Here is a 26,707-nt window from a genome sequence, read left to right on the forward strand (position 1 = left end):
CTTCTGGTCAAATCTTAGTAGTGGACCGACAGGCTATCGATCGGTGTGGTCTTTGGCGGCGCGAACTTGGTCAGGTCGATGCCGTCAACTGCACTGCGGTACTCTTCAATGCTTGGCGTGCGACCAAGAATTGCCGACAGCACCACAACCGGGGTCGACGCCAGAAGCGATTCACCCTTCTTCTCCGAGGTGTCTTCTACAACGCGGCCTTGGAACAGGCGGGTCGAGGTTGCGAGAACCGTGTCACCCTTTTCAGCCTTTTCCTGGTTACCCATGCAAAGGTTGCAGCCTGGACGCTCAAGATAGAGAATGTTCTCGTACTCGGTACGGTTGGCAGTCTTTGGCTTCAGGTCATCAAATTCGAAGCCGGAATACTTCTGCAGGATTTCCCAATCCCCTTCAGCCTTCAACTCGTCAATGATGTTGTAGGTCGGTGCTGCAACCACCAGAGGTGCCTTGAACTCAACCTTGCCTGCAGTTTTTTCGATGTTCTTCAACATCTGGGCAACAATCTTGATGTCGCCCTTATGCACCATGCATGAACCAACGAATCCAAGGTCAACCTTCTTGGTGCCGCCGTAGTAAGAAACCGGGCGGATCGTGTCGTGCGTATAGCGACGGGAAACGTCTGTATTGTTGACGTCAGGGTCAGCGATCATTGGCTCGTTGATGATGTCGAGATCCACGACGACTTCTGCGAAGTACTTTGCGTTGGCATCCGGGCTCAGAGCAGGCTTTTCACCCGAACGGATTTCGGCAATGCGCTGATCCGCCTTGGCAATCAGGCCCTTCAGCGTACCAACAGCATTGTCCATGCCCTTGTCGATCATGATCTGGATACGCGACTTTGCAATTTCCAGCGACTCGATCAGGGTCTCGTCCTGCGAGATACAGATCGACGCCTTGGCCTTCATTTCAGCCGTCCAGTCGGTGAATGTGAAGGCCTGGTCAGCGAGAAGCGTACCGAGGTGAACTTCAATGATGCGGCCCTGGAAGACGTTGTCGCCATGCTGCTTCAGCATCTGCGCCTGGGTCGCGTGAACCACGTCGCGGAAGTCCATGTACGGTTGCATCGTGCCCTTGAAGGTCACCTTGACCGACTGCGGGATTGGCATTGTTGCCTCACCGGTGGCCAGTGCCAGCGCCACGGTGCCAGAGTCTGCACCAAACGCAACGCCCTTGGACATGCGGGTGTGGCTGTCGCCGCCGATGATGATTGCCCAGTCATCCACGGTGATGTCGTTCAACACCTTGTGGATGACGTCGGTCATCGAGTGGTAAGCGCCCTTCGGGTCACGCGCAGTGATAACGCCGAAGTTGTTCATGAAGGACATCAGCTTTGGAATATTGGCCTGTGCCTTTTTGTCCCAAACGGAAGCCGTATGGCAACCGGACTGATAAGCACCGTCAACCAGCGGCGAAATGACGGTCGCCGCCATCGCCTCAAGTTCCTGCGCAGTCATCAGACCGGTGGTATCCTGCGAACCGACAATATTTACAATTACACGGACGTCGGAGCCCGCATGCAATACCTTGCCTGGCGTCACGCCAACCGCGTTGCGGTTGAAGATCTTTTCAACAGCTGTCAGTCCCTGGCCTTCGATTGAAATTTCCTTGTTTGGCGCAAAGACCGGAGTCGGCTCAACGCCGAGGGTCTGGGCGGCAAATGTCTGGAGCTTCTTGCCGAAAACGATAGCGTAGGAGCTACCAGCCTTCATGAACTCCATCTTCTGCGGTGTGAAGGCCGCAGCAACATCAACCAATTCGTTGCCATTTTCATCACGAAGTTTTTTACCCTTCGCGTCGATTTTCAAAACAGTGCCGGTTTCTACCGAAAACTGCTGTTCAAGGATCGGGTTGCCATCATTGTTGAGGATCGGCTTGCCATCGTCACCGGTCTTTTTGGTCCAATTCTTCAGGTTGATACCAATACCACCGGTCACGTCGACAGTGGTCGCGAAGATCGGCGAGATACCGTTGGTGCCCGCAACGATTGGCGCGAAGTTGACAAAAGGCACATAAGGGCTGGCCTGCTTGCCGGTCCACAGCGCAACGTTGTTTACGCCGGACATACGCGACGAACCCACGCCCATCGTACCCTTTTCGGCGATCATCATAACGCGCTTGTCAGGATGCTGCTTCTGCAGCGCAACGATCTCCGCCTGTGCTTCAGGCGTGATCATACACTGACCATGCAACTGGCGGTCGGAACGCGAATGCGCCTGGTTACCCGGCGAAAGAAGGTCAGTCGAAATGTCGCCTTCAGCTGCGATGAAGGTCACAACCTTGATTTCGTCTTCGACGTCAGGAAGCTTGGTGAAGAATTCAGCCTTGGCATAGCTTTCGAGAACGCTCTTCGCGACGGCATTGCCAGCCTTGTAGGCATCACGCAGACGGAACATGTCGGCATCGTAAAGGAAGACCTGGGTCTTCAACACATCACCGGCCTTGGTTGCGATTGCAGCATCGTCACCGAGCGCGATATCGAGCAGAACCTTGACCGAAGGACCACCCTTCATGTGCGACAGGAGTTCGAGAGCAAACGTCGGCGTAATCTCGGGCACGACCGCTTCGCCAAGGATGATTTCCTTCAGGAACGCGGCTTTGACACCTGCAGCACTGGTGGTGCCTGGCAGCGTGTTGTAGATGAAGAATTTGAGGGCATCGGCGCGGTGTTCGCTACCTGTATCCTTGATCAGCGCAATGATCTCACCGACGAGAGCTCCGTCATCAATCGGTTTGGGAGCGAGCCCTTGAGTTTCTCTGCTTTTGATCTCAGCCAGGTAATCCAAATAAAGGTTCATCGTAATCCCAACGTCATAATGTGTATGGCGCTGAAACGCAGCGCCACCAAACGGTATTGTTAATCGGCCCAAGGGTCGTGCAGGTTTCGAGTACGTCAACAAAGGCCGACTTGCAAGATACTGCATTTCAGTAAAAAAATATTACTTCGGTTTCAGCGAAAAGCTTTAAAAAACCGCGCTGCGCAGGGTGGTTAAGCCGCAAACCTCTAAATGCTTAAATTCGTGCCGTTTGATGCCAGCGATATAACGGAAACGGGCACTTATCGAGGCGGGGTCCGAGAACTGTCATCAAGGAAATCCAAACCTGATAACAGTGCCTCTTCAGTTGGCAAATTTGACGCCTGGTAAAGACATAATCGTAAGGGCCGCAAAAACGGTTGGCAGATGTGGCTGGCAGTTGCCGGGCGGCAAATTTCCGAAGAAGCTAATTAATGCATTGATAATAAACAATTTTACCCCGAAAAATCCGCCAAATTCTCGATAAGTAATTGTACTACATATTCAATTTCGCCCGGTAGTTATTCGGGTTCGAAAATTAAGAATTTGTTAACCCAATCTAAGCGAACATTAGCAAGTTCTTATTACTCGTTATTGGAGTATTCGTTCATTGCCAGGCGCCGGCCAAATTGCGGTGCAATGGCACAGGGAGAGAGCATGAAGTTCGCACCAATACGCTATTTTGTTCCGTTTGTTTCACTGATGTTTCTGCCAGCCGTCGCCTTTGCGCAGACGTCTACATCGACGAACTTCACGGTGCAGATCACCATTCAGGCAGCCTGCCAGATTAACTCTGCCGCCAATCTCAATTTTGGCACCAATGGTGTTCTCGCGGCCAATGTAGATGCAACCAGCCAGATTATCGTGCAATGCACGACGGGCACGCCATTTAGTCTAGGTCTAAGTGCGGGCGCTGGGACTGGCGCAACAGTTACGACCCGTTTAATGACCGGCCCCGCCTCGGCCACAATCGCTTACAGCCTCTACAGAGATGCCGCACACTCACTTGTTTGGGGCAACACGGTAGGCACGGACAGGTTAACCGGGACAGGAACCGGCGCGGCACAGCCTTTTACTGTCTATGGGCGTGTTGGGCCCCAAAACACCCCTGCTCCTGGCACTTACACGGATACCGTGACGGCCACACTCACTTATTGATCGCCAAAGGGAGGATCGCATATGCGTCTTTTTACTTTAGCGGCTGCGTTACTTGCCGGTTTGTATGTTTCACCTTCTCACGCAACCTCGTTACGGGTCTCACCCGTTATTTTGGATCTCAGAGCACCAGCAGCGACGTCCAATCTGCGCATCCGCAATGATGCCAAAACAGCCATCAATGTTCAGGTCCGGATTTTCCGCTGGACCCAGCAAAACGGCTCGGATGTCTTAACGGCGGTAGACGATGTTGTTGCAAGCCCACCGATCACACAACTCAAACCCGGAGCGGAAAATCTCGTCCGCATCGTGCGGCTCTCCAAGGCGCCTGTGAAGGCTGAAGAGAGCTACCGCGTCATGGTCGATGAATTGCCAACACAGGGTAAACTTCGATCCGGCACCATCAATCTCGTTGTCCGCCATTCCATCCCGGTCTTTTTCTCGAAAGACGATGCCAGCGAGGCGCAGCCAACATGGTCTGTGACACCCAAGGGCAATGGCTACCAGGTTACCGTCTCCAATAAAGGCTCCAAGCGCCTGCGCATCGCCAACATCAGGCTGCTCAATGGAAGTGGTCAAGCGGTGGCCCAGCAACAGGGACTTGTCGGTTATGTACTCGGAAAATCCGGTGCAACCTGGCTGGTGCCGGCAGCGGGCGGCAAGCGAGGCGGCGGCACACTGAAAATTTCTGCAGATAGCGAAAGCGGCCCTGTCAATGCGACGGCGCGCGTTAAGGGCGGTTAGCCTTGCCGTTTTGACGATTGCAGGTTTGACGATCATTTCATCGCGCAGTTTTTCCCAGGATCAGGATTTACCTCCTGATGCCTCACCCCCCTCTGTTTCCGCCGAGGACGTGAGAGAGTTACAACTTGAAGTCTATATCAACGATGTTTCAACAGAACTGATCGCCACCTTTCGTCAAAACAGCACCGGCTCGCTCCTGATTGAGCCGGTTCAATTGAGAAATGTCGGAATTATCCCGGTTGAAACTGCTGTCGGTGCCGATGGTTGGGTTGATATCGCCAAGCTGCCGGATGTCAGCTGGCGTTACGACGAAAGCAACCAGTCCATCTATTTTTTGCTTTCGACGGAAGCCCGCGCCAGCAAGGTCATCGACGCCTCCGGCCAAACCGATACGCAAGAGGACGAAGAAAAAAAAGAACGGGCCACGAGCGATCTGGGAGGTTTGGTGAATTACACGATCTACGGATCATCCGGCGGTAAAAGCTGGTCGGACATTGTCGAATATAACGGCGTCTCGGCCTTGCTGGAAAGCCGTGTTTTTGGCCCACTCGGTGTCTTGTCATCCTCCCAGGTCCTGAGCACCTCAAAGGTCGAGCAGTTTGACAGCACACGCCTCGACACCACTTGGAGCTATTCCGATGAAGATAATTTGACGACTTATAGAGCAGGCGACCTGATCACAGGCGGGCTGACATGGACACGCCCGATGCGGATGGGTGGAATACAGATACGTCGCAACTTCGATCTGCGTCCGGATATTGTCACGATGCCAATGCCTGATTTTTCCGGCTCTGCTGCGGTGCCTTCTACCGTTGATGTCTATGTCGACAATATCAGACGTATCTCACAGGAGGTGCCCGAAGGCCCATTTTCCATTACAAACCTTCCCGTGGTCAGCGGTGCCGGCAATGCACGGCTGGTGGTGCGCGATGCGCTGGGACGGGAGACCGTGTCGGAAACGCCGTTTTTTGCATCGGCAGATTTGCTGGCACCCGGCCTCATCGACTTTTCCGCCGAACTCGGTTTTGCCCGCAACAATTACGGCATCTCCTCATTTGACTATGACGAGAATTTTCTCGGCTCCGCGACCGTACGGTACGGCTTGACCAACAAGTTGACCGTAGAAGGCCATGCCGAAGGCGGCGAGGAATTTTATAATGTCGGGCTTGGTGGTGTTTTCACACTCGGCGCATTCGGATTGGGCACAGTTTCGGGTGCCACCAGCCACTTCCGGGAAGACAGTGGCTATCAGCTATCGGCAAGCGTCGAAGCAGAATTGTTGGGAATGCAGGTTTTTGCGCGCTCGCAGCGGGCGTTCGGCGATTTTCATGACATGGCATCCGTTGCGGCAACCAGATCAAAGAATGCAACGGCCTTAAACTTGGTCAACGCCCGCCCGGCGCGTTCGCTTGATCAGATTTCCCTCTCCACCCAACTCAGCTTCGATGAAGCAAGTCTCAATTTTTCCTACACGCAGCTGGAAACTTTCGATGAAAGAAAGTCCCGGCTGCTCGGCCTTACTGTCACACGGCCTATCGGCGAAAACGGCAACATCTTTGTCACCGCCTACAAGGATTTGGCGGATAAGAAATCCTACGGAATTTTTGCCGGTCTCTCCTGGACATTTGGCGGTGGCATTTCTACCTCTGCAGGATTCTCGTCCAGCGCCGATGGTTATTCCGTTACGGCAGATGCGGTCAAATCCGAGCAACAAACCGAGGGCAGTTATGGGTGGCGGTTGCGCGGCTCACGCGGCAACAATGATATCATTTCAGGCTCGGCCAGTTATCGCGGCAGCGCTGCACGCGTCGCGGCCGGTGTCGATCAATTCAACGGCAGCACACAAGGTTACGTACAACTGGATGGCTCAGTTGCCTTGGCCGGTGGTGACGTATTCTTTGGCAACCGCATCGATGATGCTTTTGCTGTCGTTGATGCCGGCGCGCCGGGTGTCGAGATTTCGCTGGAAAACCGCCCCATCGGCCAAACCAACCGCCGCGGCAAGATCTTGCTTCCGAACTTGCGGTCTTATGATGCCAACATGATCACGCTCGACCCGGCCAACCTGCCAATCGATGCGCGAATTGACCGAACCAAACAGACGGTGATTCCGACGGAAGGCGGAGGCGCCGTCGTTGATTTCAAAGTAGAGACCGGCGGTCACGTCGCGCTGGTGACATTGAAATCAGAAAGCGGAGATGTCATCGAAACAGGGTCTTCTGGCACCATTGATGGCAATGACGACAGTAGTTTTGTGGTCGGCTACGACGGACAGGCCTATCTCGAAAACGTCTCGAACAAGCACCGACTTCTCATTCATCAACCGACCAAAGGCGACTGCGAGGCGCAGATCGTTATTGGATCGACCACGGAGACCCGTGCAACCCTTGAAGCGACATGCAGGAGCGTTCAATGATGATGCTGACCCGTGCAGGCCTTGCCATCGCAGCTTTTCTTTGCGCCGCACCGGTGCTGGCGCAAACATGCAGCTTCAGTATGACGGATATGAATTTCGGTTTCGTCAATCTGGCAAGCGGTGCGGCCGTGGATACAACGGCCACATTAAATGTGACCTGCACCAACCCGCTGGCACTGGGCCTGTCGGTGCGTATCTGCCCCAATATCAACGCTGGTAGTGGTGGGCAATCCGGCGGCATTCGCCGCATGCTTCAAGGCAGCAACATACTCAATTATCAGCTGTATCAAAATGCCGGAAGAACAACACCTTGGGGTTCCGCCACTCAAACGGCACTGGGTTCGCCACCGCCTATCGACCTGTTGCTACCCATTCTGCCGCCACTGCTTGGCAGCACCAGCCGCACCGTCTACGGCAGAATTTTAGCCAGTCAGGCATCTGCTGCGCGCGGCATCTATCTCTCGAGTTTCGCTGGCGCGCAAACCAGCTTCACCTATACCACCTATACGTTGCTGGCACCGAATTGCTCTGACGTTACTCAGAACCCGACACTGGTCCCTTTTAACGTAACGGCGGCTGTGGAACCGGCATGTCGTGTGTCGGCGCAGTCGATCAACTTCGGCAACCATGGCGTTCTCAATAGTGCAGTCGATGCAAACGGAGCGATCACACTGACCTGTACTGCGAACCTTGCCTACAGCATTGCCCTCAATGGCGGATTGAGCAATAGCCCGCCTGCTGCGCGGCAGATGGTCTTGGGAAGCTCATCGGTTATTTACGGGCTCTACAGGGATGCCGCCCGCTCCAATGTCTGGGGCAGTGCCGCTGGACAGGTGGTCACCGGCACAGGAACCGGGACATCACAGAGCGTAACCGTCTACGGTCGCGTTCCGGCACAAAACACGCCCGCGCCGGGGCAATATAATGACACGGTTGTTGTGACGGTCAGCTATTAGCCGATGGCCACCGCATCAAAGGCATCCTGCCACGCATCAGCGGCAAGAGGCTTCAACTCAACCAGCATCAGACAATCTTGCCACGCGCGGCAACAGGCCATTTCTCAACGCCGGACACACCAGCGCCGGTTACGAAAACAGCATCCACCATGTTCGTTACCACGCAAACGTGGTTCGGCACGATTTGCAGGCGATCACCGACATTCAGGCCGATGGAACCGGTACTGACCAGACGACCATGTTCCTCAGACAACTGATCAATTGTGATGTCATCACGACCGAGCACATGACCATAGCCTGTCAGCCCGAGAAGGTCAGATGTCAGCGTCTTGGAACCAGCATCGATAATCGCACGGTTTGGTGCTGGCACAGAAACAACCGTCGCAAGCACCGTCAGGGCGCAATTGTCCCACGTCGTCACGCCGCGTGATACGAGCGAACGGTCATTATAGATATAGGTTCCCGGACGATACTCTGTCGTGACCGGCGCCTCGGCAGCATGCATCATCGACGGCGTGCCGCCCGATGTGATCACCGGAACAGCGATGCCCTGCGCCTCGATAAGCGACTTCGCTTCGCCCATAAAGCGCTCCACCGATGCCTCCCCACCAGCGGGCGGATAGGTCATCAGACCGCCAAACACGAGCCCCGGTGCCGCATCAATATAGGCTGCAAGCTTCAGAGCCGCATCAGGCGACGGAACACCACAACGGTTGGCACCGGTGTCGCATTCCACCAGAACGGCAATCGGCTGCGCCTCACCAGCGAACGTCGCAGACAGTCCATCCACAATCTCGGCGCTATCAGCAACAACCGATAGTTTTACCTTTCTGGCAAGTGCCTTCAGGTGCTCCAGCTTTTCGCTGCCGATGATGTTGTAGGTGATCAGCACATCGGTGATTGCGTCGCTGCCTGCAACCATCGCCTCTGCTTCCGAGACTTTCTGGCAGGTGATGCCAGTTGCTCCGGCAGCAAGTTGCATCTCTGCCAATGCAGGCAATTTATGCGTCTTGATATGCGGTCTTACCCGCAATCCATTTTTATCAGCATAGCTCTGAAAACGCTCGACATTCGCCTTTGCGATATCAAGGTCAACGAGGATTGCAGGCGTGTTGGCTACGTCAATGTCGCTGGGCGAAAAGGGCATAAATTCCTCTGTCTTGGCAAGTACGGGGCTGCCACAAAATACATCACTTTACGGCGCCGCACCAATTATCACCTATACCTATTGACAATACATCCCCCATGATACTTGATATGTCAATCCAATAAAACAGACACATGTCCAATATATTGGAATACAAGGAAACGTTCAGTTCATAGGGGAACGCCATGACCATTTCTTTCCGTACCGGCATCATGTCTCTGGTCGCCGCCACATTCCTTTCCACCACTCCGGTTCTTGCCGACGGCAGCAAACTCGATGAAGTTCTTGCGCGTGGCCATCTCGTCCTCGGCACAGGCAGCACCAACGCGCCATGGCACTTCAAGAGCGCCGACGACAAGCTGCAGGGTTTTGACGTTGATATGGGCCGCATCGTTGCCAAGGCGCTGTTTGGCGATCCAGACAAGATTGAATACGTCAACCAGTCGTCTGACGCCCGTATTCCAAACATCACCACCAACAAGGTTGACCTGACCTGCCAGTTCATGACGGTAACAGGCGAACGCGCGCAGCAGATCGCCTTCACCATTCCTTATTACCGTGAAGGCGTCGGCCTAATGCTCAAGGCAGACGGCAAATATGCTGATTATGAAGCTCTGAAGGCCGCTGGCTCGTCCGTGACCATCTCGGTTCTGCAGAATGTGTACGCTGAAGCCATGGTTCATGCCGCTCTGCCGGATGCGAAAGTTGACCAGTACGAATCCGTTGACCTGATCTATCAGGCTCTGGAATCCGGCCGTTCCGACGCTGCTGCAACCGACCAGTCGTCGCTTGCCTGGTACATGACCCAGAACCAGGGCCGCTACAAGGATGCCGGTTACGGTTGGAACCCACAGACCTATGCTTGCGGCGTCAAGCGTGGCGACCAGGATTGGCTGAACTTCGTCAACACCGCCCTGCATGAAGCGATGACCGGCGTCGAGTTCGATTTCTATGCGAACTCCTACAAGACATGGTTCGGCAAGGAACTGGCGCCGCCACAGATCGGCTTCCCGGTCGAATACAAATAAGCTCACCGGCTTGTCTCATATGGACGGAGGGCACCACCCTTCGTCCCGCTCACTCTACTATGGCAGGATGACGCCATGGGCTACACGCTCAATTTTGCCGCCGTCTGGCGCAGTTTCGACCAGCTTCTTGAAGGTCTGTTACTCAGTCTTGGCCTTGCTTTTGTTGCCATTCTGATCGGTGCGCTGATCGGTCTTCTTGTCGCTTTCGCGCTGATCTCAAAGAATGTCTGGATCAAGGCTCCGGCTGCGACCTATGTCACAATCATTCGCAACCTGCCGATCCTCGTGCTGGTGTTGTTTGCCTATTTCGCATTGCCGCAGCTTGGCGTGCGGCTTGGCAAAATCGAAAGTTTTGTCGCCGTTCTGGCGATCTATTCCGGTGCCTACCTGGCCGAAGTGTTTCGGGCCGGCCTGTTGTCGATCCCGCGCGGTTTGACGGAAGCAGGTCTCGCCATCGGCCTGACGCCGATGCAGATCCGCACTTCGATCATCGCACCGCTGATGTTCCGCAATGTGTTGCCATCACTGTCCTCTACGATCATTTCGCTGTTCAAGGACACATCACTTGCTGCGGCTATCGCCGTGCCGGAACTGACCTTCGAAGCACGCAAGATCAATGTCGAGACGTTTCGTATCGTCGAAACCTGGATCGTCGCATCGGGTCTCTACGTCACCACCTGTTTTGTGCTCGCCGCGCTGATGCGTTTTGTCGAGCGCCGTCTGGCCGTCCCGAGGTGATGTCATGATGGATTTTTCCGCTTTTTTTGATCAGGTGTGGCTGGCGCGTTACGTCATCCTCAAAGGCCTCGGCGTCACGGTATCGATCTCGCTTCTGTCGATCCTCGCAGGCTCAGTACTCGGTGTGTTCGTTGGCCTGTCGCTGGTCTACGGTAATCGTGTGCTTCGCTTCTTTGTCCGCGCCTACACTGACTTCATCCGCGGCACGCCGGTTCTCGTACTGGTTCTCGCCAGCTATTACGTGCTGTCAGCTGTCGGCATCGAGCTTGGACCTTTTCAAGCGGGCGTGTTTGCCCTCGCCATCTTTTGTTCCTCGCATGTCGGCGAAATCGTCCGTGGTGGCCTGCAGGCCATTCCCAAGGGACAGACCGAAGCTGCCAAGGCAATCGGCCTGACCTTCAGCCAGACCTTCGCCTATGTGCTGTGGCCACAGGCATTGCGGCAGTTCCTGCCGGCCTGGGTCAATACGGCAGCGGAGATGGTCAAGGCATCGACCCTGCTTTCAGTGATTGGCGTTGCCGAGCTTTTGCTGCGCACGCAAGAGATCATCTCCCGCAATTTCATGAGCCTGCAGTTCTATTTCTTCGCCGGGCTTCTCTACTTCGTCATCAACTACAGCATCGAGCGTTTTGGCAAATACGTCGAACGCAAGACGGCTGTCCCGTCCTGAGGCCGCATGTCATGAGCAAGGTACTTCTCGAAATTCAGGGGCTGCGCAAGCAATATGGCCCGCTCGAAGTCTTAAAAGGCGTCGATACCACCATGCACGAAGGCGAGGTTATCTCGATCATCGGCTCTTCCGGCTCCGGCAAGACAACAATGCTTCGTTGCATCAACATGCTGGAAGAGTTCCAGGGCGGACATATCCGCCTAGGCGGTGAAGAGATCGGTTACGAATATTCCGGCAACACTCGCAAACGTAAAAGCGAAAAGGAAATTGCCCGACAGCGCGCCATGACCGGCATGGCCTTCCAGCAATTCAACCTCTTTCCGCACATGACGGCGTTGCAAAACGTCATGCTCGGTCTGGTCAAGGTCAAGAAAATGAGCCGTGACGAAGCCCGCGCCATTGGGGAAAAGTGGCTTGAGCGCGTCGGCCTCGGTTCGCGTGGCGGCCATTTCCCCGGCCAGCTCTCGGGCGGCCAGCAGCAACGTGTTGCCATTGCCCGTGCCATTGCCATGTCACCGCAACTGATGCTGTTCGACGAAGTCACCTCGGCCCTTGACCCCGAACTGGTTGGTGAAGTGCTGCAGGTTATCAAGGGCCTGGCCGCAGACGGCATGAGCATGTTGCTCGTCACCCACGAAATGCGCTTCGCATATGAGGTGTCCAGCCGTGTGATCTTCATGAACCAAGGCGTCATCTGTGAAGAAGGTGATCCCAAGGAAATTTTCATCAAGCCGAAAACCGAGCGGCTTGCCGAATTCCTCAAGACATCCAGTTTCAACTAAAAGAAAAGAGAGAATGCAATGACTATCAAGCGTTACGGTGCGGGTGAAACCGGTGCAGGCGGACAGCCCCTTCCCTTCGCCAGAGCAGTTGAAGCCAATGGATGGCTGCATGTTTCCGGTCAGGTGCCTATGGAAAATGGCGAAATCGTTCGCGGCGGAATTGTCGCCGAGACCCGCAAGGCAATCGAAAATCTGATTGCCATCCTGCATGAGGCCGGTTACGGCGTGGAAGACGTGGTCCGTGTTGGCGTCTGGTTGGACGATCCGCGCGACTTCTGGAGCTTCAACGGCGTTTACGCAGAATACTTCGGCGCCAACCCACCAGCCCGCGCTTGTGTTCAGTCGAGTATGATGGTCGATTGCAAGGTAGAAGTCGACTGCATTGCTTACCGCGCCGACCGCGGCTGACAAGATTTGGAGAACAGCATGACCGAGGCGCCAGCCGATACGGTATCGCGACGCACAAGGGGACTGGATCGCGCATTCGAGATCCTCGAGTTTCTGCGCGTGAAGCGACAACCCATGCGGCCAAACGAGATCGCCTCGGAAATCGGGGCGCCCCGATCGTCAGTCTATGAACTGATCAATCTTTTGTTGCGCCACGGCATGCTCGACTACGAAGGAGGAGACGGCCGCGTTTATCTCGGCCGCCGCCTCTACTTCCTCGGCACAGCCTATGCCGAACAATTCGATCTGATGCGCGAATGCGACCGCATGCTCATCCGGCTTGCGGAAGAGACCCGAGAAACCGCACAGATGTGCTTGCTTGAAGGCCGCAAATATACCGTTGCCATGATGCGCGAAGGCATTCGCCCGTTTCGCATTTCATCCAATATTGGTGAACTGGTTTCCATCGCCTGGACGGCGTCTGGCCGTCTGCTTGTTTCGCATTTAAGCGACCAGCAAATCCTTGATCTTATCCCGGCGGAAGATTTCGTTCTGCCAAACGGCAGACGTATGGAACCGGCTGAATTCATCGCACAGGTGCGTCAGGCCAGCCGCGACGGCTTTTTTACCTTCAACAGTGAAGTCGAGAACTTCACCCATTGTTTTGCCGTGCCGATCTATCAGGCGGATGGCGCGTGCATCGCCACCCTTTGTCTCGTTGCGCCACGAGAAGACGGTTTGCGTAATCGCACCGCCTATCTCGAGAGCTTGATCAAGGCAGCAGACGAGATATCCGAGAAGCTTGGTTTCCATAAAGTGAGAAACCAGGCCACTATCGCCGGATAACCCTCCGCTACACGTTACTTCGCTGCAATCGCAGTCATTTCCACCAGCAGGTCCGGGCGGGCAAGACGTGCCTCTACCGTTGCACGGGTTGGTGCGTGGCCCTTCGACACCCAGGCGTCCCAGGCTTCATTCATTTCATCGAAACCGGACATGTCAGCCAGATAGATATTGACGCTGACCAGATTGTCCTTGGTCACGCCAGCCTTTGAAAGCGTGTCCTCCATATCGAGAAGCACCTCTTCAGTCTGGATTTTGACCGACTGGCCACGGGTCTTTTCAGCGATATGACCGGACAGGAAAATCAGGTTTCCGACAACGACTGCGTCACTCCAGCGATCAGTCAGTCCAATTCTCTCAATCATAACAATCTCCTTTTCGCAGTGACACGTCACTCGCAGAGGGTGACGGCATGAGGCCGGTTTATTCGACTGTCGCCAGTGAAGCCTGCTCCGTTGCAAGGGCTTGCCTGACCGCGATCTCGGCCATGGCCAACGCGGCCTCACGGGTACGGGCGGCGGCAACAAAACGGCCATTGTGGCAGAAGCTTGCGCCTTCCACACCACTTGCGGCTTCCAGATCGCCATTGGTCAGGCCCGCCCATGCGGCAGGCAAATCAGCGCGCACTTCGAAGCCTTCATCGGCGCGACGAATGGTCGTCAGACACCAGTCCTTGTCGCGTGGATGCACCACGAACAGCAAATGATCGGCACCGGCCTTAATGATCGTTGGGCGGAATGGCATGCCCATTGGCAATTCCAGAACGCGCCCTTCCCCTGCGTTGTTGATTGCCTGAAGAACAACCGCCTCCGCACGCATTTTGGAGGCGCTTTGGGCAATTCTAGCTTCGACAAAGCTGCGCGCTACGCCAAGTGCTGCGTGGAAAGCGCGATCGCTTGCATCAGGATCAGTGTCGTCAAACACAGGCTTGAGTGTCTCAAGCAATACAGGGAGTGTTAGCCCGCCCAAAACGCCTGAGGGGCTGAGTGCGCCATTATCGACCAGATCAATCGGCAGCACGAAGTTTTCGTCAAATGATGCGTGAACCTTTTCAACATGTTCCACCGGCAGACCGGAAGCAACCAAGTAGTCGCGACCGTAATGCTTCCACACCAGACCAAAAGAGCTGTAAGGCTGGCCATCCTCGCGCAATGGCGCGCCGCGTTGGTGATGATCGAAAATGTTCTTGTCGGCATCATACGCACCGCCGACATCGTAGATGATGCGATCTTCGCCCGACGCGATCCACTCAGGCGCCCTGCTGCGGACAATACGTGCCTTCGGAAACAGCCGAGTCAGGATCACGCTGGACAGAAGTTCATCGGCATGGAAGCCACCGGAATGGGTGACGAGAAAGTCCGGGATCATACGGGAGACGTACCTTGTATTGTGGAAGATCAGCTTCGGGTGTGCACCAGATAGCCTGTGTTGAGTTTGATCTCAACCCGCCAATCATCTGTCATGCCGTCGCGTGAACGTTTATGCAATTTCGATGATCTCGATTTCCTGATTTCCCGACTGCACCACATCACCGACAGTCTTGCCGATAAGAAGCCGGGCCACAGGAGAGACAAAGGAGATAGAGCCTTTTGTCGGATCAGCCTCATCTTCGCCGACAATCCGATAGGTTTGCACACGTCCGTCATCCCGACTGAAGGTAACGGTGTTGCCGAAGGCAACCTTGTCGGTTGATGACGGCACCTGCATCAACTGAGCCGTATGAACTCTGGCCGAGTAGTAACGCAAATCCCGCAAGGGATTGCCCGCCTGACGTCGGCGTTCGTTGACATCCTCGATGGCATTGGCGACAGCATAGGCTTCACGCGCCTGTTGCAACTGCAATTCAAGCGCCTTCAATCCCGCCTCTGTTACGAGATTGGGATGATGTGAAATAGGGCGATCAGGAAGCAGGGTTTCCGAAGCTGCTTCGGCACTTTCTTCCTTGACAAAGGCAACACTCAATTTCCAACTCCGTCTGACATCAGGCTTATCTTTATCTGTAAGCCATTCTACGCCTTTTAGGTTCCGTAACCACAGCTGTCATTCCCCTTACGGTTTAAGCGCAAGCGCCGCTCAACAACCAAGCCACCGGATAGACAAAATACAAAATTCCATTCATGATTTTGTCGGAGAGACATTTTACACGGAAAATGACGGGACGTAACTCCAGCCGCAGCCTTTCCCATAGTCTGCGCGGGCAGCGTTCACGCAGACAGTTGACACAGCCGCAAAATCTATCGCGCATTTCTATTTTTTATATTGAACACCAAAAAGTGCAGCTCAATCCGTTCGCATTAGGGCCAATTGCTGAGGTTTCGCAGTGGAAGAAGAACTGCGTTTTGCATCCTTTTCGATCGTACCTGCCAGGCGCAGCCTGAAGCGGGATGGAGCGAATGTTGCGTTGGGAAGCCGCGCGATAGACATTTTGCTTTTTCTTATCTCAACCCCCGGCGCACTCAAGACCAACGACGAAATCGTCAAACACGTATGGCCGGACACATATGTTGATGAAGCCAATTTGCGGGTGCATTTGTCTGCACTTCGGAAAGCCCTTGGTGACACCAAATCAGAACCACAGTTCATCGCCAACATTCCCGGCAGAGGTTACACATTTGTTGGCGAGGTGCTCCGGGGTAGGAAGGATACCCAGCGCGAACCGATACGACCACCCACGCCTGACGAGGGTGGTCAAAAGGTCTTTGGTCGTAACCAGATCATCGAGGGAATTCTTGAACAGCTTCCCAAGAGTCGCCTGTTCACAATTACGGGGCCTGGTGGAATTGGAAAATCAACCGTGGCCAAAGCCGTCGTCAGCCAGTTGGCAGGCGAACTTGAAATCATCAAAGTCGAACTTTCGGATATCGTATCCGGCGATTTGGTGCCTGCAGCCGTCGCCTCCAGCCTTGGCATCACATACCGTTCTGACAATGTGTTGGCGACCATCTGTGCCACGCTGGAAACAAGGCCTGTCACAATCTTTCTGGACGGATGTGAGCATCTGATCGACGATGTGACGGACTTCGTAGAGGCTGTGCTACAACGAACGCCAAACACACGTTTTTTGGCAACGAGCCGTGAGCCTCTTCGTGCCAGCGGTGAGAGGGTTCATCGTCTTCTGCCGCTTGATGTCCCAGTATCAACAGTCAAACTCGAAGAAGCACTCGCCTCTCCCGCGGTCCAGCTTTTTGTACAGCGCGCAGATGCCTGTCTCGGTGGATATCAACTGACAGAAATGGACGTGCCTATTGTCATCGACATCTGTGCACGGCTTGACGGAATAGCTTTGGCGATTGAGTTGGCGGCCGGCAGGCTGGAATCGATGAGTATTTTGTCGCTTGCAGCATCGCTCCATGATTGTTTCAGGGTCTTGAGCCGTGGTCGACGCACTGCTTTGCCACGGCACCAAACACTGCGCGCAACACTCGATTGGAGTTACCAGCTGTTAGCCGTGGACGAACAACGGGGTCTGAACGAGCTTTCCATCTTCAGAGGACGTTTTTCCATATCTGCCGCAGCTGCGGTACTGAGTGATGACACTTACGATCTCGTGGCCGCCCTTGTCGCAAAGTCACTCGTGGTGGCGGAAACCTCGGCTTCCACCCAGCTGTACCGTTTGCTTGATACCACGCGCATCTATGCTGCGGAAAAACTGGCTCAAACCCACGGCGTTAGCCCTGCCATGGAAAAGTTCGGCACATATCTCCTGCAATTGTTCGATACATCTTCAGCCAGAATTTACAGCCAAACCACCGAAGAGGCCGTCGAGGAATTTGGCCATATTGTTCTGGGTCTGCGCGCATGTCTCGACTGGGCACTGTCGACGGGTGGCAACAAGCTGTTGGGTGCAAGACTGACCGTTGCGGCATTACCGCTATTTTTCAAGCTTTCGCTTTACGACGAATGCATCTCGGCCGTTACGGCGTCGATCGATTACCTGAACGCAAATCCCGGTATTGACGAGGCGAGCAGGATGAAACTTTATACTGCGATGGGGTGGCCGCAGATCATCACGGCAGCTTCACCCGGCCGGGGTGTGAAAGCGTGGAATGAGTCTGCCGATATCGCAGAAAGACTCGGCGACGTGGACCATCAACTGCGCGCAATATGGGGATTGTGGGTCGATGCCATCAATCGGGCGGAACCCAAGACTGGCCTTCATCTGGCAACGCGGTTTGCCGAACTTGCAATTTCATCGCCCGATCCTGCCGATATAGTCATCGGCAATCGGATCAGAGGTGCGACATTACACTGGCTCGGGCGCCATGCCGAAAGTGAAACATACCTCGAGACCATGTTGCGTGATTATCAGGGTCTGCCATCGACGGGGCACGCTATCCGTTTTCAGTTCGATCAGCGGGTAACTGCTCAGATCATATTGTCGCGCTGCAAATGGTTTTTAGGACGACAACAGGAGGCCATGGCAGATGTTGTATCAACCCTGGAATACGCCCAATCCGTTGGCCACTACGCATCGCTGACCAATGCCCTTGCAGAATCCGCATGCCCACTTGCTCTGATGTCCGGGCAAGACCGTCTGGCCGCTGAGTACATTGCTCTTCTCAAAGAGCACACCAAAGCCACGATGCTTGATGTCTGGCGAACATATGCGGTGTGTTTCGAAGCTGAACTTTTGCGGCGGCAGGGAGACGACAGAACTGCCCTGTCACAAATACAATCCGGTCTGCAATCGCTTCGCAATGCCGGTTTCAACCTGTTTGAAACAATGTTCATCACAACAGAAGCAAGAGCATTGTCCGGGCTTGGTCGCCAGGTCGAGGCCATAAATGTACTCGATACCGCAATGGAAAAATGCGCCGCCGCCGGCGTGGCATGGTGGCAGCCTGAAATGTTGCGGACCAAGGCAGAAATCCAGCTCAAAACATCAGACCTGGGCGAAGCGCGCTCGACCCTGGCACTTGCATATGAGTTTGCTCAGTCGGCTGGTGCCATTCCTCTGCTAAAATCGGTGGAAGATAGCGTGTTTGCGTGTGGTCTCTATGAAAAGCAGCTATCGACTACTCAAAACGCCTCCTAACTGGCCTCGTTACCGACAAGCAGTATCCCGTCCTTCCTTTACACCAATTTACAACTCTCAACTCGTCAACGCCGGTCAGTCGAGCCATCATCTTCTTCCAGGTTGAGGAGATCGCAATGGAAGGCATTCAGCCGACCCGTTTTCTGGTTATCCTTGTAGCGAGCGACAGTGACCAAGCAGCAAATTCCAAGATCACATTGAGCGATTTTGCACCGGTCTATTATCTTTTCAAGGATTTTGGCGCTGACATTGTCCTCACCACGCTGACAGGTGAATACCCAGAATTGTCAGATGTCAGGGAGAAGACATCGCAACACCAAGCAGTGCGTCGATTTATGGATGACAGAGTGGCACGCGAAGAACTTGCGGACACACTTAGTCTCGAGCAGATCGACCTTGAGGATTTCGATGCGATCTTCTGTCTTGGAATGTCGCGACACCTTTGGGATTTTGAAAACAGCAAACCACGGTCTTTCCTTGCGTCGTTCCTCGACAGTGGAAAACCAGTCGCCGTATTCCCAGCCCATCTTGTAACACGTAGCCTTCAAGACGACAGGCATAACAGGCTCATTACTGAGGGTTCCGACGGGTCACCTTTGACGACGGCACTGGCACTCCTCAAGGCCGCATGCGGGCGCTCCCTTGATATTAACACAGATAGAACACCGACATAAAATGACCGTGTCGGGCGTTTGCATCATTTTACGACGCTTTACTCGCCACAGCCCCGTCTTCGGCTCAATCTGTTTTCCGTGAACGATCAATCATCAGGGAGGGCGTTATGAGTGAAATCACTGCCGTAAACGTTGCGCCGAGGCCAACCCGCCGTGAGGTCATTATGGCGAGCGGCATCGCCGTAGCCGCCATGGCTCTGCCCAACCAATCCCACGCCACAACACACTTTTCCACACATCCATCGGAGAACCATGCCATGTCATTTGTAAAAGTAAGCGACGGAACCGAGATTTATTACAAGGATTGGGGTCCAAAAGACGCGCAACCAATTGTCTTCCATCATGGCTGGCCGCTCAGCGCGGATGATTGGGATGCCCAGATGATGTATTTCCTCGACAAGGGCTACCGCGTCATTGCGCATGACAGGCGTGGCCATGGTCGCTCAACACAGACTTGGACCGGAAACGAGATGGACACCTACGCCGCCGACGTTGCAGCGCTGACGGATGCCCTTGATCTCAGGAACGCCATCCACATAGGCCATTCAACCGGCGGCGGTGAAGTTGCCCATTACGTTGCCCGCGCAAAACCTGGCAGAGTGGCAAAGGTGGTGCTGATCGGCGCCGTGCCACCAATCATGGTCAAGTCGGACAAGAACCCGGCCGGACTACCGATTGAGGTGTTTGACAGTTTCCGGGCGGCATTGGTTGCCAACCGTGCTCAATTCTTTCTCGATGTCCCTGCCGGCCCCTTTTACGGTTATAACCGGCCGGGCGCCAAAGTCAGCCAAGGCGTCATCGAAAATTGGTGGCGGCAAGGCATGGCTGGCGGCGCAAAAGCGCACTACGATTGCATCAAGGCTTTTTCCGAAACCGATTTCACGGAAGATCTGAAAGCCATTACCGTCCCAACACTGGTGATGCATGGCGATGATGACCAGATCGTGCCTTATGCGGATTCTGCGCCACTTTCCGTCAAGCTGCTCAAGAACGGTACTCTCAAGACCTATGCTGGTCTGCCTCACGGCCTGTGCACCACCCATCCTGAAATCGTCAATCCCGATCTGCTTGCCTTCATCAAGGGCTGATCTGCGTGGTCGGGAGCAATGTATGTGCGTTGCTTCCGGCACCAAAACGAACGGATCATTTACGTTTTATCGTCTCAGGGAAGGACAGAACATGACAAGGAAAACTGCTCTTGTTACCGGTGCGTCATCGGGCATTGGCGCCGTATATGCCGAAAAGCTCGCTGAGCGAGGTTTTAATCTCGTCGTCGTCGCCAGAGATATCGACCGGCTTAATCAATTGGCCGACACACTCTCAGAAAAACATGGTGTCTCGATTACGCCACTTCCCGCAGACCTTTCCAAATCCAATGACATCAAGCGCGTGTTGTCAGCCATATCTGATAACACCTCGTTGGAGTTGCTGGTTAATTGTGCAGGGATAGGGCCGAAAGGCTCGGTCCTTTCATCTGATGCCGAGGATCTCTTTGGCATGGTCTATCTCAATGTTGACATTTTGCACACGCTGACGGTGACCGCTGCCAAGACATTCGCAGATCGTGGCAAGGGTGGTATCATCAACATCGCTTCCGTAGTGGCTTTGATGCCGGAACGCTTCAACCCGACCTACGTTGCCAGCAAGGCATTTGTTCTTGCACTGACGCAAGCCCTCGCCGTTGAACTTGAACCTCGCGGGGTTCAGATCCAGGCTGTCCTTCCCGGCTTCACCCGCACGGAAATCTTTGATCGTGCAGGTATCGATATCAACGTCATCCCACCAGACATGATGATGGATGCCGACGAAATGGTAACGGCAGCACTTGCAGGGTTTGACCGTGGTGAGACGGTCACGATCCCCTCCCTGGAGGACGCCAGCCTCTGGCAAAAAATGGAAGAGGCGCGACTTGGCCTGGCGCCATTTTTATCACGGAAACATTCAGCCACACGTTACGGGGTAGGACAGAAAACCTGAGATCAGGTTTGAAGGGGGGCATGACCATGGTATGGACATTGGGAAGAGGTGCCATTTTCACGGGCGCGCTGCTGTTTGCCAGCACATCTGCACAGGCGCATGTCAAATGGTTCGCACCCTATATCGTGGGTGCCCCACCACAATCATTGTCCATTGTTCTCAAGGATACATGGTTCTGGATCGGCATTGCACTTGTCGTCGTGTTTTTTGTGCTGACGCGCCTTGTTGAAATCAGTCCGCTCGGCAACAGGGTTCATGACGCGCTGGACCGCAGTACTGATGTTTTGTGGAAAAGGCTCGACGACTATGTACGCGTTACGGTCGGGGCATTTTTTGTCGCTATATTTTCGGTGGGCGGCGTATATTTGACACCCGACCTGCGGACGCCGGCGGAGTGGGTTTCATGGCTGCAACTGGCCATCGCCGCCTGTATTTTTTTTCGAAAAACAATGCCGTTGGCGGGTATCGGAATTCTGGCCTTATGGCTTTTGGCTATCCGCGACTACGACCTATTCCATCTCTTCGATTATCTGGCGCTTGGCGCTGGCGTTGCCGCCTATCTCATCTTGGAGCCATCAAAAAACGAAAACCTCCGCTCACATCGGTTCGAGGCATTGCGATGGGGGCTCGCGATCGCTCTGATGTGGTCCAGCCTTGAGAAATTCGCCTATCCCGACTGGTTTTATCCCCTCATCATGGAAAGCCGTTCCTGACGTTCGGACTGCCGCGCGACGTCTTTATTCCGATGGCTGGCGTTGCGGAATTCACTATGGGTTTTGGTCTTTTGTGGACCCCTCTGATCCGACGTCTTTCGGCCATTGCCCTCATCATCATCTTCACTGCTGCCGTCTGGCCATTCGGACGCGTTGACTTGATTGGACACGGTCTCATCATGGCCATTCTGGTTGCCGTGGCCTGTGATCAATGCCGGGTGACCCGCTTTCTGCCATCGTTGAAAATCCATTTGCCTGCCATACCCGGCGGTATTGCTGCGGTACTTGTGGTGTTTGCCACGGGTTATTGGGGGCTTCATTTCGCCTTCTATGGTGCGAGCGGCTTCACAGCACCGGCAATGATTGAGAGGGCCACGCATTCCCATAATCCCGAACAGCCACATGGCCCGATCTCCGACACCGGTATCGGTGCGCCGCCAACGAAGTAAATAAAAATGGCTCTTGAATAAAATAGGAGTCCTATATATATTCGCTTCATGGAAACAACGAAGAACCCAGGATCAGTCAATCATCGCATTCGGGAAGGCCTTGCCCGTATCGCTTCTGTCATGCGCAACGAAGACTGGAGCCGAGCGAAAATATCAGGACTGAACCCGACCCAACTCGCAATTCTTGAATTGCTGGAAGGGCGCACGGATGGGCTGTCTGTGAAGGATATTGCCGCCAATCTCGGTGTATCACAACCGACGGCGACGGATTCCATCGCCGCACTTGAACGTAAAGACCTGGTCGCGAAAAACAGTGACGGCATCGACAAGCGCTCGGTAAAGGTCGACATCACAACGACCGGGCGTTCGGTTCTTGACTTAGCAAAACCTGATTCAGGGGCAGCCAGGGATGCGGTTGATGCCCTGGCATCTCATGAACAGGAAGACCTGCTGATCACGCTTGTTAAAATGATCAGCCATTTACAACAGAATGATGCGATCCCCATCCAGCGCATGTGTGTCAGCTGTCGATATTTCGCACCATTCGTACATTCCGATGCGGCTCGCCCGCATCACTGTCATTTCGTAGACGCAGCATTCGGCCAACGGGAAATCCGTGTCGATTGCCGCGAACATGAGATCGCCGATCCGGCGGTCCGGGCTGCCACCTGGACCGCTTTTAACAAAGGATAGGTGAAAACCCTCCAGGCAACGGAAAAAAGGAGACTATCGATGTTTGGTAAAATCGCAGCCGGCGCACTCATCGCCGGAACGGCATCGCTATGGCTGGCAACAGCATCCGCCCATTCGGTCACGGCAAAGCCAACCGAGGCGGTGCAGGCATCTTTCGACATTATTGAAACAACGATCACAGCCAAGGGCGACACTGCACTCTTTTCAACCCGCGTGCGCGGAGAGGCAGGCAAGGACAAACCCGATACGACAGGCAAGTTCGAAGGGTCAAGCGTCTACGCCTATGTCTGGCCAACCAGCCTCGATAGTGGCGAAATCGGCTTTGAGAGCAAGCAGGGAATTGTCGCACTCGCGGTAACCTTCCATCCCGACTTCGACGACGCAGCCAATGGCGGCAAGAACCGTCATATCTGGCATCCGCACTGGGTGGTTCTGGCGCAGGACAAAGCCTGTGGCGGTGGCTTGAAAGTGATCGACATCCCCGAAGGTACGAAACCAAAGGTTCCTGCAACCTGGCCCGGCGTGCCATTGCTGATTGACAGCCCGGAGTATCCTACAAATTTCAAGGGCGATCGGGTCGACGTCGAAATCCCGCTATCCCTGATCAATGGCATTGTCGGCGCGTCTTTTGATGGTGTGACAGCCGGCCTGAAGGTGAACGGCAATCTGCACGCCCCACTCTTATGCGTCAGCAACGTCTTCAAGGTTGCATCTGGCGATCTCAGTCTGCCCGGCAAGGTCATGCCTGCCGAATAAAACAAGCGCCGGTTCAGTGACTGCCATCACCAAACCGGCAATCCCTCCCCTCCAGGCATTGAAAGGAAAGAACATGACAAGAATTACTCTCATTGAACCATCCAGCGCAACAGGCACGACGGCTGAAAAGCTCTCCGAGATAAAGGCGGCCTTCGGCATAGTGCCAAATATGTTCAAAGCGGCGGCAAATTCGCCGGCAGCGCTTTCCAGCATGTGGGGCTCGTTTGCCGCACTCGGCGGCGGGCGACTGGGTGCCAAGCTCGGTGAACAGATTGCGGTTGCTATAGCCGATCGCAACAACTGCAACTATTGCCTTGCCGCACATACAGGTCTCGGCCGTAAAGCTGGTGCAACCACGATTGAGATGTCTGAAGCACAGGCAGGTAGATCGCCAGATCCCAGAACGCAGGCCGCGCTCGATTTCTCGATCAAGGTTGTCGAGAACCGGGCGGACATCACCGGGGACGATGTCGCAAGCCTTCGCAATGCTGGTTTCGATGATGAAGAAATCGTCGAAATCCTTGCACACATCGCACTCAACCTCTTCACCAACTACCTCAATGTGGCGCTGGATGTTCCGGTCGATTTCCCGGGTGTGAAGCTTACGCGAGCCGCCGCGTAATACCCATCCGGCGGGCGGGTCGTTCCCTCACGGCCCGCCTTCCCTGAAAGGATCAAACTTATGGCTACTCCCAATCTGATTTACGCCCCGGAACTGGCAATCAGCGAATGGTTCAACGTTTCCCATCCTCTGACATTGTCCGAATTGCGTGGGCGCCCGGTGCTGTTGCACAGCTTTCAGCTTCTTTGCCCTGGCTGCGTCAGCCAATCGATACCGCAGGTTCAGAAGATAGAACGTATCTTTGCCGATACCGATCTCCAGGTCATTGGTATCCACACCGTGTTCGAACACCATGCCGCAATGTCCCCGGTTACCCTGAAAGCATTTCTTCACGAATACCGCATCAAACACCCGGTCGGGGTAGACTTGCCCGACGAACGAACCGGTACGCCCATCACCATGCAGCGCTTTGGCCTGCGTGGCACGCCCTCCTCAATCCTGATCGGAAGAGATGGCGCGATCAAGCATCATATCTTTGGGGTTGAGGACGATATGGCTGCAGGCGCCCGAATTGCCATGGCGCTCGCGGAAAAAGTGCCTGCCCTGTCGCCAGTCTTTAAAGCAGATGACACTGTTGGCTGCGCCGAGGGGCGCTGTGAAACTCCCACGCAAATCGCATCCTGAAAGAGAGCCCTCTCAGGCTTTGTAAAGCTTTCGGCGGTAACGCCGAAAGCCGCTGCTTCAGCCCTCAGAAGACGCCCGGATAACCGGCACCATCGCTCAAGATGTGTTGGCCAGTCAGGAAGCCCGAATGCGCCGAACACAGGAACACGCAAAGGGACGCAAATTCCTCAGGCGTAGCAAACCGATTGGCTGAATTGGTTGAAGAACGCTCCGCCCATATCTGATCAAAACTCTTGCCCGCCGCTTCCGCCAGATCACGGCCGTGCTGAAACTGCGTTTCCGTGGCAATGATGCCCGGCAGGGCAGTGTTGAGGGTTACGTTGTGAGCCGCATACTTCCGTGCAACCCCGGTGATAAACCCCGACAAGCCAAGACGCGGGCTGGTCGATAGAGCCAACTCCGCACTGGGTTCTTTCACGAAGCGTGAGGTCACAGCAACAATCCGCCCAAACTTGCGCTCTGCCATGCCATCAATCACGCCGGTGATAAGTTCAATCGGCGACAGCATCATCAGGTCGAGTGCGCGCAGCCAGTCGTCATTGCTCCACTTGCGGAAGTCGCGCTCGGTGCGCGGCCAGCCGCCATTGTGGATGAGAATATCAGGATCGCTGCAATAGGAGAGCACTTTGGCGCGCTCTTCCTTATGACCGAGATCTGCCGCCACATAATCAACATTGACGGCATGAAGGTCTTTCAATGCCGCCGCTGCCCCTTCCAGCTTTTCTTCATTGCGCGCTACGAGAACCAAATTAACGCCTTCCGACGCGAGGAGTTTTGCAGCGGCATAGCCGATACCTTCACTTGCCCCACACACCAAAGCCTTCCGGCCGTTCAAACCAAGATCCATAGTCGCAATTCCCAAATGCTGTTTCGCTGTTGTCAGGCGGACTGTCTCAGTCTGCCGAGAGTGCCTCGTCGAGGAAGCTCAGGCGGTCCTGCCCCCAGTAAGGCACATCCTTGTAGAACCAGGTCGGCGTGCCGAATACACCACGCTCCTTGGCTTCGTTTTCACTTTCTTCCCACGCGGCAATGATCTCCGGGCTTTCTTCCATTGACTGTAGCAGCTTGCCATCAAGGCCGAGACTATTGGCCTTGGCGATACGCACTTCTGGATCCTTGACGTCGAGCTCTTCCGCCCAGACTGCGCTTAAAAGCGCGTGGCTAAGGTCAAGCGCCGGCAGGCCAAGGCTGTCAGCGGCCAGAACCATACGTGCGGAAAAATGCGGAATGGTCGGGTAATGTTTGGGTTTCAGCACCAGCGGCATGTTGAGACGTTTGCGCCAGCGGTCCAGCTCAATGGCGTGATAATCCTGACGGGCGACAGGGCGCGTACGAAGTGGAACGCCACCATTTTCCGGCACAACAGTCGTGGTGCGAACAACAACGTTCAGATCGTGTTTTTCGATCAATGCCTTGAACTGCGGCCAACCAAGATAGGCCCATGGGGAACTTAGCGAATGAAAATAATAAATGGTCTTCTTGGTCATGATAACTCCT

Annotated in this window: 27 protein-coding genes; 20 read left to right on the forward strand and 7 right to left on the reverse strand. The window is 54.6% G+C overall.

Translation table 11 applies throughout. The features are described from left to right. Positions 1–14 precede the first annotated feature (14 nt). The gene (locus tag PYL13_RS18920) at positions 15–2,804 is read right to left on the reverse strand and encodes a bifunctional aconitate hydratase 2/2-methylisocitrate dehydratase (RefSeq protein ID WP_275643226.1); all 2,790 of its coding nucleotides are present in this window, start codon (positions 2,802–2,804) and stop codon (positions 15–17) included. Positions 2,805–3,503: 699 nt separating this feature from the next. Here PYL13_RS18920 and PYL13_RS18925 point away from each other — a divergent pair. Genes PYL13_RS18925 through PYL13_RS18940 form a run of 4 tightly spaced genes read left to right on the forward strand, consistent with a single transcriptional unit; the run spans position 3,504 to position 8,072 of the window. Then, positions 3,504–3,959, forward strand: a complete 456-nt coding sequence (locus PYL13_RS18925) for a Csu type fimbrial protein (protein ID WP_441296684.1) — start codon at positions 3,504–3,506, stop codon at positions 3,957–3,959. A 21-nt stretch (positions 3,960–3,980) separates the two neighbouring features. After that, positions 3,981–4,700, forward strand: a complete 720-nt coding sequence (locus PYL13_RS18930) for a fimbrial biogenesis chaperone (protein ID WP_259148788.1) — start codon at positions 3,981–3,983, stop codon at positions 4,698–4,700. Further along, positions 4,672–7,116: a fimbria/pilus outer membrane usher protein gene (locus PYL13_RS18935; protein ID WP_275643227.1), complete on the forward strand. Its 2,445-nt coding sequence runs from the start codon at positions 4,672–4,674 to the stop codon at positions 7,114–7,116. The genes PYL13_RS18930 and PYL13_RS18935 overlap by 29 nt, the downstream gene beginning before the upstream one ends. Further along, positions 7,113–8,072: a Csu type fimbrial protein gene (locus PYL13_RS18940; RefSeq protein WP_275643228.1), complete on the forward strand. Its 960-nt coding sequence runs from the start codon at positions 7,113–7,115 to the stop codon at positions 8,070–8,072. Before PYL13_RS18935 ends, PYL13_RS18940 begins: the two co-directional genes overlap by 4 nt. A gap of 67 nt (positions 8,073–8,139) precedes the next feature. Here the strand turns inward: PYL13_RS18940 and PYL13_RS18945 are convergent, their stop codons facing one another. Then, positions 8,140–9,219, reverse strand: a complete 1,080-nt coding sequence (locus tag PYL13_RS18945) for a D-TA family PLP-dependent enzyme (RefSeq protein WP_275643229.1) — start codon at positions 9,217–9,219, stop codon at positions 8,140–8,142. 185 nt (positions 9,220–9,404) lie between these two features. Here PYL13_RS18945 and PYL13_RS18950 point away from each other — a divergent pair, with 185 nt between their 5' ends. From PYL13_RS18950 to PYL13_RS18975, 6 genes are all read left to right on the forward strand, one after another. Continuing rightward, positions 9,405–10,247 carry a transporter substrate-binding domain-containing protein gene (locus tag PYL13_RS18950; protein ID WP_192489739.1) on the forward strand — a complete coding sequence of 281 codons (843 nt, stop codon included), beginning with the start codon at positions 9,405–9,407 and terminating at the stop codon, positions 10,245–10,247. Between the two features lie 75 nt (positions 10,248–10,322). Next, entirely contained in the window at positions 10,323–10,985 is a 663-nt protein-coding gene (locus PYL13_RS18955) for an amino acid ABC transporter permease (protein WP_192489740.1), read from the forward strand. Between the two features lie 4 nt (positions 10,986–10,989). Further along, entirely contained in the window at positions 10,990–11,655 is a 666-nt protein-coding gene (locus tag PYL13_RS18960; protein ID WP_192489741.1) for an amino acid ABC transporter permease, read from the forward strand. An 11-nt stretch (positions 11,656–11,666) separates the two neighbouring features. After that, positions 11,667–12,437: an amino acid ABC transporter ATP-binding protein gene (locus tag PYL13_RS18965; protein ID WP_275643230.1), complete on the forward strand. Its 771-nt coding sequence runs from the start codon at positions 11,667–11,669 to the stop codon at positions 12,435–12,437. Positions 12,438–12,455: 18 nt separating this feature from the next. After that, positions 12,456–12,845: a RidA family protein gene (locus PYL13_RS18970; RefSeq protein ID WP_192489743.1), complete on the forward strand. Its 390-nt coding sequence runs from the start codon at positions 12,456–12,458 to the stop codon at positions 12,843–12,845. 18 nt (positions 12,846–12,863) lie between these two features. Next, entirely contained in the window at positions 12,864–13,670 is an 807-nt protein-coding gene (locus PYL13_RS18975; protein WP_250984499.1) for an IclR family transcriptional regulator, read from the forward strand. 14 nt (positions 13,671–13,684) lie between these two features. Here PYL13_RS18975 and PYL13_RS18980 read toward each other — a convergent pair whose 3' ends face one another. The 3 genes from PYL13_RS18980 to greA form a co-directional block, all read right to left on the reverse strand. Beyond that, positions 13,685–14,032 carry a RidA family protein gene (locus PYL13_RS18980; RefSeq protein ID WP_192489745.1) on the reverse strand — a complete coding sequence of 116 codons (348 nt, stop codon included), beginning with the start codon at positions 14,030–14,032 and terminating at the stop codon, positions 13,685–13,687. Positions 14,033–14,090: 58 nt separating this feature from the next. Then, positions 14,091–15,035, reverse strand: coding sequence for an MYG1 family protein (locus tag PYL13_RS18985; protein WP_275643231.1), 945 nt, complete (start codon positions 15,033–15,035; stop codon positions 14,091–14,093). A 111-nt stretch (positions 15,036–15,146) separates the two neighbouring features. After that, positions 15,147–15,629, reverse strand: a complete 483-nt coding sequence (greA, locus tag PYL13_RS18990) for a transcription elongation factor GreA (protein WP_275643232.1) — start codon at positions 15,627–15,629, stop codon at positions 15,147–15,149. A gap of 358 nt (positions 15,630–15,987) precedes the next feature. Here greA and PYL13_RS18995 point away from each other — a divergent pair, with 358 nt between their 5' ends. The 10 genes from PYL13_RS18995 (at position 15,988) to PYL13_RS19040 (ending at position 25,210) form a co-directional block, all read left to right on the forward strand. Then, entirely contained in the window at positions 15,988–18,702 is a 2,715-nt protein-coding gene (locus PYL13_RS18995) for an ATP-binding protein (protein ID WP_275643233.1), read from the forward strand. A gap of 116 nt (positions 18,703–18,818) precedes the next feature. Next, entirely contained in the window at positions 18,819–19,376 is a 558-nt protein-coding gene (locus PYL13_RS19000) for a transporter (RefSeq protein ID WP_275643234.1), read from the forward strand. Between the two features lie 257 nt (positions 19,377–19,633). Beyond that, positions 19,634–20,464 (forward strand): alpha/beta fold hydrolase, encoded by an 831-nt coding sequence (locus tag PYL13_RS19005; RefSeq protein ID WP_275643348.1) that lies wholly within the window; start codon positions 19,634–19,636, stop codon positions 20,462–20,464. 91 nt (positions 20,465–20,555) lie between these two features. Further along, the gene (locus PYL13_RS19010) at positions 20,556–21,353 is read left to right on the forward strand and encodes an SDR family NAD(P)-dependent oxidoreductase (RefSeq protein ID WP_275643235.1); all 798 of its coding nucleotides are present in this window, start codon (positions 20,556–20,558) and stop codon (positions 21,351–21,353) included. 20 nt (positions 21,354–21,373) lie between these two features. After that, positions 21,374–22,066, forward strand: a complete 693-nt coding sequence (locus PYL13_RS19015) for a hypothetical protein (protein WP_275643236.1) — start codon at positions 21,374–21,376, stop codon at positions 22,064–22,066. Between the two features lie 56 nt (positions 22,067–22,122). Further along, positions 22,123–22,515, forward strand: a complete 393-nt coding sequence (locus tag PYL13_RS19020; RefSeq protein WP_275643237.1) for a hypothetical protein — start codon at positions 22,123–22,125, stop codon at positions 22,513–22,515. Between the two features lie 120 nt (positions 22,516–22,635). Continuing rightward, positions 22,636–23,208 carry a MarR family winged helix-turn-helix transcriptional regulator gene (locus PYL13_RS19025; RefSeq protein ID WP_275643238.1) on the forward strand — a complete coding sequence of 191 codons (573 nt, stop codon included), beginning with the start codon at positions 22,636–22,638 and terminating at the stop codon, positions 23,206–23,208. A 39-nt stretch (positions 23,209–23,247) separates the two neighbouring features. Beyond that, the gene (locus tag PYL13_RS19030; protein ID WP_275643239.1) at positions 23,248–23,964 is read left to right on the forward strand and encodes a hypothetical protein; all 717 of its coding nucleotides are present in this window, start codon (positions 23,248–23,250) and stop codon (positions 23,962–23,964) included. Positions 23,965–24,037: 73 nt separating this feature from the next. Next, a complete protein-coding gene (locus PYL13_RS19035) occupies positions 24,038–24,586 on the forward strand; it encodes a carboxymuconolactone decarboxylase family protein (RefSeq protein ID WP_275643240.1) in 549 nt (182 codons plus the stop codon). A gap of 60 nt (positions 24,587–24,646) precedes the next feature. Continuing rightward, a complete protein-coding gene (locus tag PYL13_RS19040) occupies positions 24,647–25,210 on the forward strand; it encodes a redoxin family protein (RefSeq protein ID WP_275643241.1) in 564 nt (187 codons plus the stop codon). A 64-nt stretch (positions 25,211–25,274) separates the two neighbouring features. On the opposite strand, the gene PYL13_RS19045 is transcribed toward PYL13_RS19040, so the two are convergent. Further along, entirely contained in the window at positions 25,275–26,057 is a 783-nt protein-coding gene (locus tag PYL13_RS19045; protein ID WP_192489755.1) for an SDR family NAD(P)-dependent oxidoreductase, read from the reverse strand. 46 nt (positions 26,058–26,103) lie between these two features. After that, positions 26,104–26,697 (reverse strand): 2-hydroxychromene-2-carboxylate isomerase, encoded by a 594-nt coding sequence (locus PYL13_RS19050; RefSeq protein ID WP_259148770.1) that lies wholly within the window; start codon positions 26,695–26,697, stop codon positions 26,104–26,106. Between the last annotated feature and the right edge of the window lie 10 nt (positions 26,698–26,707).

Origin of the sequence: Agrobacterium sp. Azo12 (assembly GCF_029193765.2) — a bacterium.
Classification (GTDB): Bacteria; Pseudomonadota; Alphaproteobacteria; order Rhizobiales; family Rhizobiaceae; genus Agrobacterium.

Excerpts from the sequence above, each read along its gene's own strand:
- PYL13_RS18920 (WP_275643226.1), bottom strand. The coding sequence starts at position 2,804 with ATGAACCTTTATTTGGATTACCTGGCTGAGATCAAAAGCAGAGAAACT.
- PYL13_RS18925 (WP_441296684.1), top strand. The coding sequence starts at position 3,504 with ATGTTTCTGCCAGCCGTCGCCTTTGCGCAGACGTCTACATCGACGAAC.
- PYL13_RS18930 (WP_259148788.1), top strand. The coding sequence starts at position 3,981 with ATGCGTCTTTTTACTTTAGCGGCTGCGTTACTTGCCGGTTTGTATGTT.
- PYL13_RS18935 (WP_275643227.1), top strand. The coding sequence starts at position 4,672 with ATGCGACGGCGCGCGTTAAGGGCGGTTAGCCTTGCCGTTTTGACGATT.
- PYL13_RS18940 (WP_275643228.1), top strand. The coding sequence starts at position 7,113 with ATGATGATGCTGACCCGTGCAGGCCTTGCCATCGCAGCTTTTCTTTGC.
- PYL13_RS18945 (WP_275643229.1), bottom strand. The coding sequence starts at position 9,219 with ATGCCCTTTTCGCCCAGCGACATTGACGTAGCCAACACGCCTGCAATC.
- PYL13_RS18950 (WP_192489739.1), top strand. The coding sequence starts at position 9,405 with ATGACCATTTCTTTCCGTACCGGCATCATGTCTCTGGTCGCCGCCACA.
- PYL13_RS18955 (WP_192489740.1), top strand. The coding sequence starts at position 10,323 with ATGGGCTACACGCTCAATTTTGCCGCCGTCTGGCGCAGTTTCGACCAG.
- PYL13_RS18960 (WP_192489741.1), top strand. The coding sequence starts at position 10,990 with ATGATGGATTTTTCCGCTTTTTTTGATCAGGTGTGGCTGGCGCGTTAC.
- PYL13_RS18965 (WP_275643230.1), top strand. The coding sequence starts at position 11,667 with ATGAGCAAGGTACTTCTCGAAATTCAGGGGCTGCGCAAGCAATATGGC.
- PYL13_RS18970 (WP_192489743.1), top strand. The coding sequence starts at position 12,456 with ATGACTATCAAGCGTTACGGTGCGGGTGAAACCGGTGCAGGCGGACAG.
- PYL13_RS18975 (WP_250984499.1), top strand. The coding sequence starts at position 12,864 with ATGACCGAGGCGCCAGCCGATACGGTATCGCGACGCACAAGGGGACTG.
- PYL13_RS18980 (WP_192489745.1), bottom strand. The coding sequence starts at position 14,032 with ATGATTGAGAGAATTGGACTGACTGATCGCTGGAGTGACGCAGTCGTT.
- PYL13_RS18985 (WP_275643231.1), bottom strand. The coding sequence starts at position 15,035 with ATGATCCCGGACTTTCTCGTCACCCATTCCGGTGGCTTCCATGCCGAT.
- PYL13_RS19000 (WP_275643234.1), top strand. The coding sequence starts at position 18,819 with ATGGAAGGCATTCAGCCGACCCGTTTTCTGGTTATCCTTGTAGCGAGC.
- PYL13_RS19005 (WP_275643348.1), top strand. The coding sequence starts at position 19,634 with ATGTCATTTGTAAAAGTAAGCGACGGAACCGAGATTTATTACAAGGAT.
- PYL13_RS19010 (WP_275643235.1), top strand. The coding sequence starts at position 20,556 with ATGACAAGGAAAACTGCTCTTGTTACCGGTGCGTCATCGGGCATTGGC.
- PYL13_RS19015 (WP_275643236.1), top strand. The coding sequence starts at position 21,374 with ATGACCATGGTATGGACATTGGGAAGAGGTGCCATTTTCACGGGCGCG.
- PYL13_RS19020 (WP_275643237.1), top strand. The coding sequence starts at position 22,123 with ATGGGTTTTGGTCTTTTGTGGACCCCTCTGATCCGACGTCTTTCGGCC.
- PYL13_RS19025 (WP_275643238.1), top strand. The coding sequence starts at position 22,636 with ATGCGCAACGAAGACTGGAGCCGAGCGAAAATATCAGGACTGAACCCG.
- PYL13_RS19030 (WP_275643239.1), top strand. The coding sequence starts at position 23,248 with ATGTTTGGTAAAATCGCAGCCGGCGCACTCATCGCCGGAACGGCATCG.
- PYL13_RS19035 (WP_275643240.1), top strand. The coding sequence starts at position 24,038 with ATGACAAGAATTACTCTCATTGAACCATCCAGCGCAACAGGCACGACG.
- PYL13_RS19040 (WP_275643241.1), top strand. The coding sequence starts at position 24,647 with ATGGCTACTCCCAATCTGATTTACGCCCCGGAACTGGCAATCAGCGAA.
- PYL13_RS19045 (WP_192489755.1), bottom strand. The coding sequence starts at position 26,057 with ATGGATCTTGGTTTGAACGGCCGGAAGGCTTTGGTGTGTGGGGCAAGT.
- PYL13_RS19050 (WP_259148770.1), bottom strand. The coding sequence starts at position 26,697 with ATGACCAAGAAGACCATTTATTATTTTCATTCGCTAAGTTCCCCATGG.